Consider the following 15,460-nt stretch of genomic DNA (forward strand, 5'->3'; position numbering starts at 1 on the left):
GGACAGAACGGCCGCCGGCGTGGGCCCCTCGCACGCCGGCGGCCACCACCCGCGTTGTGCGGGACACTCGAACTCGTGGATGAGGAGCGCGAACGCGTGGATGTGATGTTGCTGGCCGGGACCCGGCCGGAGGCGGTCAAGCTCGCTCCGTTGGCATTGGCGCTGGCGGAGCATCCGCACCTGCGGCCCTTCGTCGTCCACAGTGGACAGCATCAAGGCATGGTCGAGCAGGCGCTGATCCCGTTCGGCCTGCCGGTCGACGCCTGGCTCGACATCCCGCCCAGGACCACCGGTGCCCAGGCGGAACTGGTTTCCGGGCTGCTCCCCGCACTCGACCAGGTGCTGCGCAGGGTCGCGCCGTCGGCGGTCGTCGTCCAAGGCGACACGACGACGGGACTGGCGGGCGCGCTCGCCGCGTTCTGGCTGGGCATCCCGGTGGTGCACCTGGAAGCGGGACTGCGCACGCACGACCTCGCCGCGCCGTTCCCCGAGGAGGGCGCGCGGCAGATGATCTCACGCGTCGCCGCCCTGCACCTCGCGCCGACCCCGGGCGCCGCGGCCGCGCTGCGCACGGAAGGTGTTCCACGCCAACGGATCACCGTCACCGGCAACACCGTCGTCGACGCCGTGATCGCGATCGCCGAGCGTGATCTCCCGGCGAGGGACACCGCGCTCGCGTTGCTGGAGATGGAGATCGCCGAAGCGGGCGAACGTCTCGTCCTCGTGACATCGCACCGGCGGGAGTCCTGGGGCGAGCCGCTGAGCCGGACCCTCGCGGCCATCGAACTGATCGTCGCGGAGCACAGCGACGTCCAGGTGTTGTTCCCGGTGCACCCGAATCCGGCCGTGCGGGAGCAGGTCGTGACCGCGCTCGGCGGGACGCCGCGGGTGACGATCACCGAGCCGCTCGAGTATCCCGATCTCGTGCGAGCGCTGCGGCTCGCCGAGCTCGTCCTGACCGATTCCGGTGGTATTCAAGAGGAAGCGCCGACCTTCGGCACGCCCGTCCTCGTGCTCCGCGACGTCACCGAGCGACGCGAAGCCATCGAGGCGGGCTGCGCCTGGCTGGTCGGAACGGACACCGGCCTCATCGCCGACACCGCGGCGAAGATCCTGCGCGGCGATCTCCATCCGACGCACGCCGGAAACCCTTACGGCGACGGCAATGCCGCCGCGCTGGCGGTGGCGGCGCTGGAGGAACTGCTCAACCTCGCCCCGGCGCCGCGCACCGCCGCCGAAACGCGCTAGATCGAGACGATCTGGACCGGCAGCGCCGGATTCGCGGAGAAGTCGAGCGACGCCCGCGGACGTCCGGCGGCGACCACGTGCGCGCCGAGCGCGGCGATCATCGCGCCGTTGTCGGTGCACAGCCGCGGCCGCGGGACCCGCAGGGTGATCCCGGCTTCCGCGCAGCGCTCGGCGGCGAGTTCGGACAATCGCGAATTCGCCGCCACGCCACCGGAAATCACCAGCGTGTCGACACCGTGTTCCTTGGCCGCCCGGATCGCCTTCAGCGTGAGAACGTCGGCGACGGCCTCCTGGAACGACGCGGCGACGTCGTCGACGGGGATCTCCTCGCCGCGGCGCTCGGCGCCTTCGACCCAGCGCGCGACGGCGGTTTTCAAGCCGGAGAAGGAGAAATCGAACTTGGCGTCACGCGGTCCGGTCATGCCGCGCGGGAACGCGATGGCCTTGCCGTCGCCGTTCTTGGCGGCCTTGTCGATGGGCGGGCCGCCGGGATACGGGAGACCAAGGACGCGAGCGACCTTGTCGTAGGCCTCGCCCGCCGCATCATCCACAGTGGACCCGAGTTCGGTGATCTCGGACGCGATGTCGTCCACCAGCAGCAATTGCGTATGCCCGCCCGAGACGAGCAAGGCGAGGCAGCGCTCCGGCAACGGGCCGTGCTGGAGCGTGTCGACGGCGATGTGCCCGGCCAGGTGATTGACACCGTAGAGCGGGATGTCGAGCGCGGCGGCGTAGGCCTTGGCGGCGGCGACGCCGACCAGGAGCGCGCCGGCGAGACCGGGTCCGGCGGTCACCGCGATGGCGTCCACATCGGACAGTTTCAGCCCGGCCTTTTCGAAGGCCCGCTCGACCGTCGGGACCATCGCCTCCAGGTGCGCGCGGCTGGCGACCTCGGGCACGACGCCGCCGAAGCGGGCGTGCTGATCGACGCTGGAGGCGACCTCGTCGGCGAGGAGTTCGACCGTGTCGTCGTCGTGCAGGCGGACGAGACCGACGCCGGTCTCGTCGCACGAACTCTCGATGCCCATGATGATGCGCGGCATCAGCCCGCCACCTCGTCTCGGACCTGGGCCCGCGGACGGGCCATCGTGTAGGCGTCGGCGCCGGAGGGCTGGTAATAGCGCTTCCGGAGGCCGACGCGTTCGAAACCGTGCCGCTCGTAGAGCGTGATCGCCGCGTCGTTGTCGGTGCGGACTTCGAGGAAGACCGGCGCGGCGAGTTCGTCGGCGCGGGCGAGGAGTGCCTTGAGCAGGATGGTGCCGATACCTTCGCGCTGGTGGCCGGGATCGACGCCGATCGTGTGGACGCTCGCCTCGTAGTCGCCGCGGCGGCCGACGACGGCGAGTCCGGCGTAACCGATGACCTCGTCGCTTTCCTCCGGGCGGGCGACCAGGTAGTAACCGCCGCCGTCGAGTTCCGCGTGGAAGGCGTAGGCGGTCCACGGCGAATCGCCGGGGAAGAGGATCTTCTCTATCTCGACACAGCGGGGAATATCCTTGCGGCGTAAGGGTTCCAGCCTCACGGCGTGGTCACCTTCTTGCGCGCGGCCGGTTCGACGGCGTCCGGACGGCGGAGATAGAGCGGGGTGAGCGGGGCGGGTTCACTTTGGAAGTCCTCGCGAGCGGCTTTGACCAGTCCGAGCGGTGACGGGAAGCGCGGCTCGATCGGCCGGACGCCGAGGGCGTCCGCATAAAGGAGGGCGCCGTCACCCGCCGCGACCTTGATGGTCGTCTCGAGGTCGGCGGGCCGCTGGACGTGCGGGCCGTCAGTGCGGGAGCCGTCGGCGGCGTACGCGGCCCAGTAGACCTCGCGGCGCCTCGCGTCGGTGAGGACGAGGAAGGGCGCTTCGCCGGGGGCGACGTCGGCGGCGATCGCGTCGAGGCTGCAGACCGGATGGGCAGGGATGCCGAGGGCGTGGGCGAGCGACGCGGCGGTGGCCATGCCGGCGCGGAGGCCGGTGAAGGGGCCGGGGCCGACGCCGCAGACGATGGCGTCGAGGTCGCGAAGCGTGACGCCCGCGGCCTTGACGGCTTCGAGGGCGTGGGGCGTGATCAGCTCGCCGTGCGCGCGCGGGTCGACCGTGACGCGGTCGCCGCGTGACTCGAGGGCGTCGCCGTCCAGGGCGACGAGGCCCGCGGTGACCGCCGGGGTCGAGGTGTCGATGGCCAGTACCAGCACGGTTACCCAGCCTACGACCCACGCCCCGGATCGCGTTTCGCGGGCTAACCGTGATCCGGTGCCGGCCCCGCTCCCCCAGCGCCGGAGCGACTTTAGCCCCCTAATCGCGATCCGGCGGGCCCCGATCCTCCCGCCCCCGATCCCGGCGCCGGATCGCGGTTAGCCCGCGAAAGTCGCTCCCGCCTCCCCGCCCGCAGATCGCGTTTCGCCCCCTAATCGCGATCCGGAGGGCCGCACCCCTCCAGACCCGCAGATCGCGGTTAGCCCGCGAAAGTCGCTCTCGGCGCCGGGTGTGAAGCAGGTCGCAGGGTCGGGGAGGGTGGGGCGGTACGGTCCGGGGAGGGGCCCTCGGCTCCACGCGCCCCGGCCGTCGGAGTCGAGCAGGAGGTCACACGGTGCCCGATCGGTTGTTCCCCACGCTGGCGAGCGGTTCCGGCAAGGAAGCCCTCCGCTTCGGCGACACCTCCCTGACCTACACCGACGTCGCGACCGTCGCCGGCACGCTCGCCCGCGACCTGCCGCCCGGCCGCGTCGCCGTCTGGGCGACGCCGACGGTGCGCACCAGCGTCGCCGTGATCGCCGCGCTCCTCGCCGGCGTCCCCGCCATCCCGCTCAACCCGAAGATCGGCGAGCGCGAACTCGCCCACATCCTCACCGACAGCGAGCCCGTCCTCGTCCTCGCCGAACCGGGCGCGGACCTCCCCGCGGGTCTCGCCGATCTACCCCGCCGCGACATCGTCCTCGAAGGCACGCCCGGCGATCTCCCCGCGGAACCGGACGCCGAAGCCCCGGCGCTGATCGTCTACACCTCCGGCACGACCGGCCCGCCCAAGGGCGTCGTCCTCCCCCGCCGCGCGATCTCGACCACGCTCGACGCGCTCGAAGACGCCTGGGAGTGGACCGCGGGCGACGTCCTCGTCCACGGTCTCCCGCTCTTCCACGTACATGGCCTGATCCTGGGCATCCTCGGGCCGCTCCGGCGGGGCGGCTCGGTCCGGCATCTCGGCCGCTTCTCCACCGAAGGCGTCGCCCGCGAACTCGCCACCGGGGCGACGATGATGTTCGGCGTCCCGACCATGTATCACCGCATCGCGGGTGAGGTCGGCGGCGACCCGGCGCTCGCCGAAGCCCTGCGCGGCGCCCGGCTGCTCGTCTCCGGATCGGCCGCGCTGCCCGTCCACGACCATCAGCGCATCACCGCCGCGACCGGCCAGCGCGTGATCGAGCGCTACGGGATGACCGAGACCCTCATGAACACCAGCGTTCGCGCCGACGGCGGGCGGGTCCCCGGCACTGTCGGCGTCCCGCTGGACGGCGTCGACCTGCGACTCGTGGACGAGGCGGGCAAGCCCGTCGAGGAACTCGAGACCGTCGGCGAGATCCAGGTCCGCGGGCCGAACCTGTTCACCGAGTACCTCAACCGTCCCGACGCCACCGAAGCCGCCTTCGACGACGGCTGGTTCCGGACCGGCGACATGGCGACCCGCGACGCTGCCGGTTACGTGAAGATCGTCGGCCGGAAGGCGACGGATCTGATCAAGAGCGGCGGCTACAAGATCGGCGCGGGCGAGATCGAAAACGCGCTGATGGAGCATCCCGGCGTCGCTGAGGTCGCGGTGACCGGCGAGCCCGACGACGATCTCGGCGAGCGCATCGTGGCCTGGGTGGTGCCCGATGGGGAACGCCCGACCGAGTCGGACCTCGCCGACCACGTCTCGCGCCTGCTGTCGCCGCACAAGCGGCCTCGCGTGGTCCGCTACCTGGAAGCGTTGCCACGCAACGACATGGGCAAGGTCATGAAGCGGGCGCTCGGGTGAGCAGGCCCTCCGCCCGGTCGGTCATCAAGCAGGTCGCGACCGGTTTCGAGGATCTGGACGTTCCGCGTTCCGAGGAGCCGGACGACGGGCCTATCGACTGGCCGGGCTACCGCGCGGCACGCGAGGCCGCCGAGAAGCGGTCCGGCGAAGACGAGTCCGTGCTTTGTGGGACCGCCAGGATCGGCGACGTCGAAGCGGTCGTGATCGCCTTCGAGTTCGGCTTCCTCGGCGGGTCGATCGGTCAGCGGACCGGTGATCGCGTGGAGGCGGCGTTCGCGCGGGCGGTGGCGTCCCGGTTGCCCGTGGTGTCGCTGATCGCGACCGGCGGCAGCCGCATGCAGCACGGGATGCGTGCGCTTTCGCAGTTGCAGCGCATCGCGCGGGCGGCGGCCGGAGCCCGGTCGGTACCGCAGATCTCGGTCCTGCGCGATCCGACCACCGGAGGCGGCTGGGCGACACTCGGCGCGAGCGCCGACGTCGTTCTCGCGCTGCCCGAGGCACAGGTCGGTTTCGCCGGTTCCCGGGTACGCCCTGCCGACGCACCCGCTGAGGCGTACACGGCTGAAGCGAAGCTCGCGTGGGGACAGGTCGACCGGATCGTGGCGCCAGCAGACCTTCCCGCGACGCTGGAACGGTGGCTTCGCTTGCTGGCTTCGCCGTCGGCGGAAGCCGCCGAGCCTCCTGGCGCTCTCGGCTCGGCGGCCTTGCCCGAAAGCGGATGGGCCGCGGTTCAGACGGCGCGTGCCGCTGATCGGCCGAGGGCCGCGGAGTACCTCGACGCGTACTTCGACTGGCGTGAAGAGGTCTCCGGCGACAGGTGCGGCGGAGTCGACTCCGGCGTCCTGTGCGGCTTCGGCTGGCGAGACGGCCGTGCGGTCGCGTACGCGGCACAATGCGGAACGCCGACGCTGCCCGCTGGCTTCCGGACGGCGGCGCGTCTGGTGCGGCTCGCGTCGAGGCTCGGGATCCCTGTGCTCACCCTCGTCGACACCCCGGGTGCGGCGAACGACGCGGAGGCCGAGCGGACTGGGGCCGGGGCGGCGATCGCGGAGTTGTTCGAGGCGGTCGCGAGCGCGGCCGTGCCGATCACGACGCTGGTGATCGGGGAAGGCGGGTCCGGAGGCGCGCTCGCGTTCGCGGCGCCGGGGTCGACCTGGGTGACGCCCGGCGCGTATTTCTCGGTCACCTCGCCCGAGGCGGCCGCGGCGATCCTCAAGCTGCCCGCCGACGAAGTTCCCGCTCTCGCGGACCGCCTGCGGCTACGCCCCCAGGACCTGGTCGCCCTGGGAATCGCACGCTCCGTCGTCGGCCCCGCGGATCGCGTTTAGCCCGCTAAACGCGATCCGCGGGAAGCGACAAACGGTCGGAGATCGGCGTTGAACGGACACGCCATGCCGAGCGACGCCATCCGCGTGCGTGAATGCCACTGCCGAACATCCGGTACCGAACATTCCTTTCCTCGCGAACAACACCAGCACACTCGATAGCGCGAATACGGAATACTCTGCGTGTCACTATTTCCACAATGGGACAATGAGACGCACGCGCAACTACTCTTTCGGGTTACAGTGGGGCAATTCGATGGCCCGGAGCGAACTACGCTGACCGCTCAGCGCAGGATTCAGCGACCTTTCACCTACCGCCCCGTAGGTCCGAGAACTTCGTCCACAATGGCTTGTGTTGCGGATCGGCAACGACCGAATGCCGCACCAAAAAGGAAGCGGCTCCCCGTGCAGGGGGAGCCGCTCGAAGTTCAACAGCTCCATCAACCCGTTCTATGGAGGCGTCAAACATGCCCAGCGTAGCGCCGTGTTCCGGCGGTATGCCAGAGGAGTCACCCCAGCCGCAGGCGATGACCCCGGATAAGAACCAGGATCACCACGGCGGGTGTCACCCGGCAGAAGTCAGTCTCGACGAATTACTCGATTTGGCGAGCGAACCGGTCGGCATGGTCACCGACCCCGCGTGCCGTCGCGCCCATTTGCGCCCCGCGGCCCAGTGGCCCGATTTCTGGCGGAGCACGTTCTTCGGCAGCCGGGAAAACGCCGGCCGGGTCCTGCTCTATTGGTTCGCGTTGATCACCGCGCTCGTCGCGTTGACAGCCGTCGCGACGCCGGCCGCGCAAACCGGTGTAATCGGTTTCTGCGGATTGTGGTGGCTTCGCCATCGGCGCGGACGCGGCGGCCCGCAGGCTGAATCGACCCCCGCCGTCTAGACGGGGTGCGCATGCCGCTGTAGGACCCAGCGGCATGCGCACCCCCAAGCCCTCTTCGGGCAGGAAGGGGACGCTTCGCCGGTACGGCCCTGATGCGGCATCCGAGTGAGATCGCGATTAGGGGGCTAAACGCAGGTCGGGGGCCCGCGTCGCGATTAGGGGGCTAAACGCAAGTCGGCCACCCGGATCGCGATTAGCCCGCTAAACGCAAGTGCGCCCGGACCTGCGTTTAGCCCCCTAATCGCGATCTGCTGAGCGCGATTAGCCCGCTAAACGCAGGTCGGGCGTGCGGGTCGCCCAGGTGCCGTGCGGCTCCAGGGTGACCTCGCGGACGTCGTCTTCGCGACGGTCCAGGCGCACGACGAGGTAGTCGTCCGAAAGGCGCTCCGCCGCTCCCTCGCCCCATTCGACGACCAGGGCGGACCGCTCCAGTTCGGTGTCGAGGTCCAGGTCGTCCAGCTGCGAGAGATCCCCGCCGAGCCGGTACGCGTCGACGTGCACCAAGGCGACCCCGGCCTCGCCCGCCGGATGCACCCTGGCCAGCACGAACGTCGGCGAGCTGACCCGCCCGCCGACGCCGAGACCGTCCGCGATCCCGCGCGTCAGCGTCGTCTTGCCCGCGCCGAGCGGCCCGGCGAGCAGCACCAGGTCGCCCGCGCGCAGCGAACGTCCGAGCTCCCGCCCGAAATCCATCGTCGACTCGGGAGTCGGGAAAGCGAAATTCATCAGCGTTGCCACCACCACGTTCGCCGGTCGGAAGTCTCACCATCGGTGCCCGTGCACCGTTGCACCAAGTCGATCAGGTGACTGTTCACCAGTTCGGGTTGTTCCAGCTGCACCATGTGCCCCGCGCCGCGCACGCGCACCAGCTCCGCGTCCGGCAGTTCCGCCGCGATCCGCTCGGCGTGCGCGATCGGCGTGAACCGGTCGGAATCCCCGCCGACGACCAGCACGTGCGCGTGCTTCAGCCCGGCGAGCGCGGCGTACCGGTTGTGACTGCCGAGCGTGTCGACGAAATTCACGAGCCCGCGCACCGGCGTCACTTCGAGCATTTCCAGCATGAAGTCGACGAGCCGCGGGGACACGTCCCGGCTGCCGAAAGCCAGCCGGCGTACGGCCTGCCGGGTCAGCTGCCCTCCGGCCGCGCGCACGAATTCGACGAGCCCCGGCTGCCAGCCGGCCAGCCCGCCGACGCCTCGCGTGAGCGGGTTGTACTTCGAGAGCAGTGATCGCGGGAGCCCCCGGGCACCGACTTCGCCCGCCGCGGTCGCGATGAACGCGACGCCGCCGACACGGTCGTCGAACAGCTCAGGATGCTCCGCGGCGAGCTCCATGATCACCATGCCGCCCATCGAGTGCCCCATGAGCACGATGGGCCCGTCGGGCACGACCGAACGCACGACCATGTCCAGGTCGCGCGCCAGCTGCTCGATGGTGCTGGTCTCGGCGGTCGCGGCGCCGGATTGCCCGTGCCCGCGATGGTCGTAATAGACCTGCCGCACCCGCGGCAGCTTCAGCGACGCGAGGTCCCGCCGCTGGAAATGCCAGCAGCGCTTGGACAACGCGAAACCGTGCACGCCGACGACGGTCAGCTCCGGTTCTCCCCCATCGGCCGGATCGATCTCCTCGACCGCGAGCGGCGTGCCGTCCTCCGCCGCCACTGTCGACGTCCGATCCGGTTCAAGATCCCCCAACGGCTCGTCCACGAACGGATCCTCACTCTGCCGCCGCTGCTGTGCGGCGACGGCGATCGCGGCGGCGGTGCCGGTGGCCACGGCTCCGACACCGCCGACGATGGCCAGCAGTCGTCGTGAAGGTGTCACGAGCCCGCCTCCAGATACGTCCGGTGGATCCGCGGCCGGTACATCGAGGTCACGATCTCGTAGTCGATCGTCCCCAGCTTGTCGGCCCATTCCCGGGCCGTGGGCTCGCCGAGAGCGCCCTGGCCGAAGAGGATCACTTCGCTGCCGACGGCCGGTTCGTCGTCTCCGCAGTCGACGATGAGCTGGTCCATGCAGACGCGGCCGACGACCGGTCGCCGCCGTCCGCCGAGCCAGACGTCCATGCGTCCGGACAGGGACCGCGGTACGCCGTCGGCGTATCCGACCGGGACCAGGGCGAGGGTGCTGTCACGCTCGGCCGTCCAGCTGTGGCCGTAGGAGACCGATTCGCCGGCCGGGATCCGCTTGGTGAGGACGACCGACGATTTGAAGGTCATCGCCGGGCGCAGGTCGTCTTCGGTGGGCACCGGGTTCAGCCCGTAGATCGCGATCCCGGGCCGCACGAGGTCGAAGTGCAGTTCGGGCCTGGTCAGGACGGCTGCGGAGTTCGCGATGTGCCGCATCGGGTTCAGACCGGCCGTGCGGGCGATGTCGTAGGCCTCGTCGAACCGCTTCGCCTGCGCGTCGATGGAGGGATGGCCGAGCTCGTCGGCGCAGGCGAGATGCGACCAGATCGCGACGACCTCGATGAGCGGCTCGGCGGCCGCCGCGGCGTCGACCAGCGCCTGCCATTCCGCAGGTGGGCAGCCATTTCGGGACAGTCCGGTGTCGATCTTGAGGTGCACCCTCGCGTTCACGGTTAGCCCGCTAAAGTCGCGTGCCCGGCGCACGCCGTCGGCCACGCGGGCCAGCTCGTCTAGGGAGCTGACGGCGACGTCGATGTCTTCGGCGACCGCGGGCGCGAAGTCGGCTTCGGGAGTGTCGAGCCAGCTGAAGAGCCGGACGCCGATCCCCGCGCGGCGCAGCGCGAGTGCCTCACCGAGGGAGCAGGTGCCCAGCCAGGTGGCCCCGCCCTCGACGGCGGCGCGGGCGACCTCGAGGGCGCCGTGGCCGTAGCCATCGGCCTTGACGACGGCCATCGTCTGGGCACCGGCGGCGGCGCGGGAGGCGAGCAGGGCGACATTGTGCCGGATGGCGGACAGGTCGATGACGACCTCGGCACGCGGGAAACTGGCGGTCATAACGACCACCAGTTTCCCACGAACCGGCTCAGGACAGGCGCGCCCCGTCGGTGGCGGAGAACACGTGCAGCTCGTCGGGACGAATCCGCAGGCGCAGGGTGTCGCCCATGGCGGGCGGTGTGCGCGGGTCCACACGGGTCACGACGTTCGACTTCGTGCCTTCGGCGTCGCTCTCGGCGAGCTTGCCGTAGACGTACGCGTCCGAGCCGAGCTCCTCGACGAGGTCGACCTTGATCGGCAGCGTGCCGTCTTCGCTGGTGGTCACTTCCAGCGACTCCGGGCGGAAGCCGAGGGTGACCGTGTCGCCTTCGGCCTTCGCGAGGATCTCGCGGGTCAGCGGCACGCGGGCGCCACCCAGCTCGGCGCCGTCTTCGGTGAGCTTCGCGGTGACGAGGTTCATCGCGGGCGAACCGATGAACCCGGCGACGAAAGCGTTTGCGGGCTTGTCGTACAGGGCGCGCGGGGTGTCGCACTGCTGCAGGAGACCGTCAGAGAGCACGGCGACCCGGTCACCCATCGTCATGGCCTCGACCTGGTCGTGCGTGACGTACACGGTGGTGACGCCGAGGCGGCGCTGCAGCGCGGCGATCTGCGTACGGGTGGAGACACGCAGCTTCGCGTCGAGGTTCGACAGCGGCTCGTCCATCAGGAAGACCTGCGGCTCACGCACGATGGCGCGGCCCATCGCGACACGCTGGCGCTGACCACCGGAGAGCGCCTTCGGCTTGCGGTCGAGGTACTGCTCGATATCGAGCAGCTTGGCCGCGTCGAGCACCTTCTGCTTGATCTCCGAGGCCGGACGGCCCGCGATCTTCAGCGCGAAGCCCATGTTCTGGCCGACGGTCATGTGCGGGTACAGCGCGTAGTTCTGGAACACCATCGCGATGTCGCGGGCACGCGGCGGCAGCTGCGTGACGTCACGGTCGCCGATCCAGACTGCGCCTTCGTCGATGTCCTCGAGGCCGGCGAGCATCCGCAGGCTGGTGGACTTGCCACAGCCGGAAGGCCCGACCAGTACGAGGAACTCGCCGTCGGCGATCTCGAGGTCGAGTGCGTCCACAGCGGGCCGCTCGGAGCCCGCGTAGCGCCGGGTCGCCTTGTCGTAGGTGATCGTGGCCATCGGTTCAGTCCTCTTTCGGTTTCGCGGAAATGCCGTGCCCGAGTTCGCGGGCTTCGAGATGCCGTTGCTGGATCCGGCGCCCCTCGGCGCGGTCCGCTTCGGTCGGCTCGAGTGGGGTGTAGCCGTGGTTTTCCTGCCAGCGGGGAGGTTCCGTGCTGGAAGCGAGGGCCCAGGCCGCCTGTCGCGCGGCACCGACCGCGACGTACTCGGCGACCTCGGGGATGACGACGGGCACGCCGAACACGATCGGCGCGACCGCGCGGACGGCGGCCGACTGGGCGCCACCGCCGATGAGGAGGACCCGGCGGACTTCGAGCCCCTGCTCGACCAGGGCATCGAGACCGGCCGCGAGCCCGCACAACATGCCTTCGACGGCGGCGCGGGCGAGGTTCTCGGTGGTCATGTTCGCGCGGGTCAGGCCGAAGAGCGTGCCCTTGGCGTCCGGGAGGTTCGGCGTCCGCTCACCGTCGAGGTACGGCAGGAAGGTGAGGCCGCCGGCCCCAGGTGCGGCGGTGAGCGCCAGCTTGTCGAACTCCGTGAGCTCGACGCCGAGCATCGCGGACGTGGCGGTGAGAACGCGGGCTGCGTTGAGGGTGCAGGCCAGCGGGAGGAAGCGGCCGGTCGCGTCGGCGAATCCGGCGACGATGCCGGACGGATCGGCGCTCGCGGTCTCGGAGACGCCGAAAACGGTGCCGCTGGTGCCCAGCGAGACCACGACGTCGCCGGGCGCGAGTTCGAGACCGAGCGCGGCGGCCATGTTGTCGCCGGTCCCGGCCGAGACGAGGATCCCGTCCGGGGTGTGGCCCGCGGCTTCGGCGGGGCCGATGACCTTGGGCAGTTCGGGGGTACGGCCGCCGAAGGCGTGCGCGAGGAGGTCCTGGCGGTAGGTGCCGGTGGACGGCGAGAAGTAGCCGGTGCCGGAGGCGTCGCCGCGGTCGGTGACCGGCTCGGCGCCCTCACCCAGCAGCCGCCAGGTCAGCCAGTCGTGGGGCAGCAGCACACGGGCGACGCGATCCGCGAGCTCGGGCTCGTTCTCCGCCATCCACCGCAGCTTCGTGACGGTGAAGCTGGCGACCGGCAGCGAGCCGACGGACTTCGCCCAGTTCTCGGGACCGAGTTCGCCGCCGAGGTCTTCGGCCGCCTTCGCGGACCGGGTGTCGTTCCACAGCAACGCGGGCCGGACGACCTCGCCTGCTTCGTCGAGGGTGACCATGCCGTGCTGCTGACCGCCGATGCCGATGGCTCCGACGCCGTCGAGCAGGCCGTCGGTGGCCTCGCGGAACGCGTCCCACCACGCGGCGGGAGCGACTTCGGTGCCTTCAGGGTGCGAAGCTCGGCCGGTGCGGACGATCTCGCCGGTGTCCGCGTCGCAGACGACGACCTTCGTCGACTGGGTCGACGAGTCGATTCCGGCGACCAGGTCAGATTTCATATTCCGGCCCTTCCGGGTCGCATTCGACCTGCTCGATGGCCGTTCCGGCGTTCAGCGCGGCCTCGATCTCCTCGGTGGGCGTCAGATCGTCGGTGATCAGGAGGTCGTAGTCGCCGATGTCGCCGTGCGCGAAGGTGGCGGTGCGGCCGAACTTGGAGTTGTCGACGACCAGCACGTTGTGGCTCGCGGTGCGCAGCGCGGCCTGCTTGAGCGCGGCGTAGTCCTGGACCGGGTGGAACAGGCGGCCGACCGCGACCGCGGCGACCGAGACGAACGCGATATCGGCGTGCGTGCGCTCAAGGAAAGCGAGGACGTCCGGACCGGCGCACGAGTCGTACTCGTGGTGGTAGCGGCCGCCCGCGAGCACGACCTCGACGCTCTTGACCGGGCCGAGGATGCGGGCGGCTTCGAGCGAGTTGGTGATGACGGTGAGGTCTTCGACGCGGCCGAGGCGGCGGACGAGCGGGAAGAGCGTCGTCGAGTCATCGACGAAGACCGTCTGGCCGGAGTGGACGTGCGCCGCGGCCGCCTCGCCCAGCGTGTCCTTCGTGGCCTGGTTGAAGGTGTCGCGGAAGCGGGCGGCCGACTCCATGGTCGTCGCCGGGTAGGCCTCGACCTTGCCGCGGAGTTTGCGGAGAAGGCGGCGCTCGGCGAGGTCGTCGAGGTCGCGGTGCATCGTCATCAGGCTGACGCCGAACCGGGTGGTGAGGTCGTCGATGCGGACCTCGCCGGTGGCGATGACGTGGTCGAGGATCTCCTGGCGCCGGTGCTCGACGGCGGCGTCCGAAGGCCTGGTCTTAGACATGGGCGACACCGTTCACGACCCGGACCTGCGCGGTCTCGGCGGGGTGGGTGTCGGCGCTCACACCTGCTTCTTACCAGATTATTCGCCCGGAGTTAACACGTAACTCGATAACTCTCGCATTTCCCCTCACCGCTCTCTGGGGCCCACCGACTTGCGTTTAGCCCCCTAACCGTGCTCTGCGGGCGGGTGCCCTCAGAGCACGGTTAGGGGGCTAAACGCAGGTCGGGGCCCTGGTCAGGAGGTCAGCGAGCGGACGGACCGGAGGGCGTCCGGGACGGCACCGAGGATGCCGGAAGCCGAGGTCGGGGCGCCGCCGGCGGCCAGCGCCCCAGCGAGCGAGTGGACGTGCGCGCCGGCCCCGGCCGCCAGCCACGGGTCGAGCCCGGCGGCGAGCAGCGCACCGACCAGACCGGACAGCACGTCCCCCGAACCGGCCGTCGCGAGCCACGATCCCCGCGGCGTGTTCACCAGCGCGCGCCCGTCCGGCGCCGCGACCACCGTGCAGTGCCCCTTCAAGAGCACGACGGCGTCATACTTCCGCGCGGCCGACCGCGCCGCCGCGACCCGGTCCGCCCCCGGCGGCGAACCCATCAGCCGCTCGAACTCCCCCGCGTGCGGCGTCAGCACGAGCGGGGTGTCCGGATCCCGCGCGTCGAGCACGTCGGGCGATCGCGCGATGATCGTCGTCGCGTCGGCGTCCGCGCACACCGGCACGCCGCGCCCGAGCACGAACCGCAGCACGTCCCGCCCCTCGTGCCCGGTCCCGATGCCCGGCCCGACGACCCACGCCTGCACCCGGCCCGCGTCCGTCACCGAACCCGTCGCGATGACCTCGGGCCAGTGCCCGCGCACCACGTCGGCGGCATGGCCGGCGTACCGCACCAGCCCGGACGTCGCCCGCACCGCGGCACCGGCCGCGAGCACGGCCGCTCCCGGATACGTCGCCGATCCCGCCGCCACCCCGACCACGCCCTGGCTGTATTTGTCGTCATCCGGACCGGGCACCGGCCACGCCGCGGCGACGTCCGCCGTATCGAGCCGTCGCAGGTCGGGCTCGCCGAGTTCCGGCCGCAGCCCGATGTCCACCAGGGCGATCTCGCCGCACGACGCGGGCGCGAGGGCGTGCACCGGTTTGAGCGCGCCGAAAGTGACCGTCCGGTCCGCGACGACCGCCGGACCGTCGACGGCGCCGGTGTCCGGATCCACCCCGCTCGGCAGATCGACGGCCAGCACCGGGGAGCCCACGTACTCCAGCAGCGCGGCGGCGTCCGGACGCAAGGGCCCTCGCGCCGAGATACCGACGATCCCGTCGATGACGAGGTCCGCGCGACTGATCCACTGTGGACCATCCTCAAGGGACACAACTTTGCCACCGGATCGCTTCAAGGCGGCCAAACCAGGGCCATGAGCGCGTTCGGGCTTCACCAGAATCGCGGAGACGGCGACGTTGCGGCGGCGCAGGAACGCGCCCGCCCACAAGGCGTCACCGCCGTTGTTGCCCGACCCGACGAGCAGCGTCACCCGCCGCCCGGACACCGAACCCGTGTGTTCGGCCAGCATCTCGGCGGCGTGCACCGACAGGCCGAAGGCCGCACGCCGCATGAGCTCGCCGTCGGGCGTGACGGCGAGCAACCGGTCCTCCGCCGCGCGAATCCGTTCCGTGGTCCAGATTCCCTGCACGAC

The 15,460-nt window shown here is 70.8% G+C and carries 14 protein-coding genes; 4 read left to right on the forward strand and 10 right to left on the reverse strand.

The features are described from left to right. Positions 1-96: 96 nt before the first annotated feature. The gene (wecB, locus tag IE302_RS26850) at positions 97-1,248 is read left to right on the forward strand and encodes a non-hydrolyzing UDP-N-acetylglucosamine 2-epimerase (protein WP_191257401.1); all 1,152 of its coding nucleotides are present in this window, start codon (positions 97-99) and stop codon (positions 1,246-1,248) included. Here the strand turns inward: wecB and tsaD are convergent. From tsaD to tsaB, 3 genes are read right to left on the reverse strand one after another with little or no spacing between them, the layout of a single operon-like run. Further along, complete coding sequence (gene tsaD, locus IE302_RS26855; protein WP_191257230.1) at positions 1,245-2,291, reverse strand: tRNA (adenosine(37)-N6)-threonylcarbamoyltransferase complex transferase subunit TsaD; 1,047 nt, start codon at positions 2,289-2,291, stop codon at positions 1,245-1,247. The genes wecB and tsaD overlap by 4 nt on opposite strands. Next, positions 2,291-2,770: a ribosomal protein S18-alanine N-acetyltransferase gene (gene rimI, locus IE302_RS26860; RefSeq protein WP_191257231.1), complete on the reverse strand. Its 480-nt coding sequence runs from the start codon at positions 2,768-2,770 to the stop codon at positions 2,291-2,293. The genes tsaD and rimI overlap by 1 nt, the downstream gene beginning before the upstream one ends. Next, positions 2,767-3,426 (reverse strand): tRNA (adenosine(37)-N6)-threonylcarbamoyltransferase complex dimerization subunit type 1 TsaB, encoded by a 660-nt coding sequence (gene tsaB / locus IE302_RS26865; RefSeq protein ID WP_191257232.1) that lies wholly within the window; start codon positions 3,424-3,426, stop codon positions 2,767-2,769. The genes rimI and tsaB overlap by 4 nt, the downstream gene beginning before the upstream one ends. A 395-nt stretch (positions 3,427-3,821) precedes the next feature. On the opposite strand from tsaB, the gene IE302_RS26870 reads away from it, so the two are divergent. From IE302_RS26870 to IE302_RS26880, 3 genes are all read left to right on the forward strand, one after another. Further along, entirely contained in the window at positions 3,822-5,243 is a 1,422-nt protein-coding gene (locus tag IE302_RS26870) for an acyl-CoA synthetase (protein WP_191257233.1), read from the forward strand. Beyond that, on the forward strand, positions 5,240-6,571 hold the full coding sequence (locus tag IE302_RS26875) for a carboxyl transferase domain-containing protein (RefSeq protein WP_191257234.1): 1,332 nt from the start codon (positions 5,240-5,242) through the stop codon (positions 6,569-6,571). Before IE302_RS26870 ends, IE302_RS26875 begins: the two co-directional genes overlap by 4 nt. Positions 6,572-7,035: 464 nt before the next feature. Then, a complete protein-coding gene (locus IE302_RS26880; RefSeq protein WP_191257235.1) occupies positions 7,036-7,458 on the forward strand; it encodes a hypothetical protein in 423 nt (140 codons plus the stop codon). A gap of 261 nt (positions 7,459-7,719) precedes the next feature. Here IE302_RS26880 and tsaE read toward each other — a convergent pair whose 3' ends face one another. From tsaE to IE302_RS26915, 7 genes are all read right to left on the reverse strand, one after another. Then, positions 7,720-8,184: a tRNA (adenosine(37)-N6)-threonylcarbamoyltransferase complex ATPase subunit type 1 TsaE gene (tsaE, locus tag IE302_RS26885; protein WP_191257236.1), complete on the reverse strand. Its 465-nt coding sequence runs from the start codon at positions 8,182-8,184 to the stop codon at positions 7,720-7,722. Beyond that, a complete protein-coding gene (locus IE302_RS26890; protein WP_191257237.1) occupies positions 8,184-9,281 on the reverse strand; it encodes an alpha/beta fold hydrolase in 1,098 nt (365 codons plus the stop codon). The genes tsaE and IE302_RS26890 overlap by 1 nt, the downstream gene beginning before the upstream one ends. Beyond that, positions 9,278-10,420 (reverse strand): alanine racemase, encoded by a 1,143-nt coding sequence (gene alr, locus IE302_RS26895; RefSeq protein WP_191257238.1) that lies wholly within the window; start codon positions 10,418-10,420, stop codon positions 9,278-9,280. The genes IE302_RS26890 and alr overlap by 4 nt, the downstream gene beginning before the upstream one ends. A gap of 28 nt (positions 10,421-10,448) precedes the next feature. Next, entirely contained in the window at positions 10,449-11,540 is a 1,092-nt protein-coding gene (locus IE302_RS26900) for an ABC transporter ATP-binding protein (protein WP_005153761.1), read from the reverse strand. A 4-nt stretch (positions 11,541-11,544) separates the two neighbouring features. After that, complete coding sequence (xylB, locus tag IE302_RS26905) at positions 11,545-12,972, reverse strand: xylulokinase (RefSeq protein WP_191257239.1); 1,428 nt, start codon at positions 12,970-12,972, stop codon at positions 11,545-11,547. After that, on the reverse strand, positions 12,962-13,777 hold the full coding sequence (locus IE302_RS26910; protein ID WP_191257240.1) for a DeoR/GlpR family DNA-binding transcription regulator: 816 nt from the start codon (positions 13,775-13,777) through the stop codon (positions 12,962-12,964). The genes xylB and IE302_RS26910 overlap by 11 nt, the downstream gene beginning before the upstream one ends. A 234-nt stretch (positions 13,778-14,011) precedes the next feature. Beyond that, the gene (locus IE302_RS26915) at positions 14,012-15,457 is read right to left on the reverse strand and encodes an NAD(P)H-hydrate dehydratase (protein WP_191257241.1); all 1,446 of its coding nucleotides are present in this window, start codon (positions 15,455-15,457) and stop codon (positions 14,012-14,014) included. Positions 15,458-15,460: the final 3 nt, after the last annotated feature.

The sequence above is a fragment of the Amycolatopsis oliviviridis genome (genome assembly GCF_014654365.1).
GTDB lineage: Bacteria > Actinomycetota > Actinomycetes > Mycobacteriales > Pseudonocardiaceae > Amycolatopsis > Amycolatopsis oliviviridis.

Coding starts and splice junctions, on each gene's coding strand:
- tsaD (WP_191257230.1), bottom strand. CDS start 2,291: ATGCCGCGCATCATCATGGGCATCGAGAGTTCGTGCGACGAGACCGGC.
- alr (WP_191257238.1), bottom strand. CDS start 10,420: ATGACCGCCAGTTTCCCGCGTGCCGAGGTCGTCATCGACCTGTCCGCC.
- tsaE (WP_191257236.1), bottom strand. CDS start 8,184: ATGAATTTCGCTTTCCCGACTCCCGAGTCGACGATGGATTTCGGGCGG.
- IE302_RS26900 (WP_005153761.1), bottom strand. CDS start 11,540: ATGGCCACGATCACCTACGACAAGGCGACCCGGCGCTACGCGGGCTCC.
- IE302_RS26880 (WP_191257235.1), top strand. CDS start 7,036: ATGCCCAGCGTAGCGCCGTGTTCCGGCGGTATGCCAGAGGAGTCACCC.
- xylB (WP_191257239.1), bottom strand. CDS start 12,972: ATGAAATCTGACCTGGTCGCCGGAATCGACTCGTCGACCCAGTCGACG.
- IE302_RS26910 (WP_191257240.1), bottom strand. CDS start 13,777: ATGTCTAAGACCAGGCCTTCGGACGCCGCCGTCGAGCACCGGCGCCAG.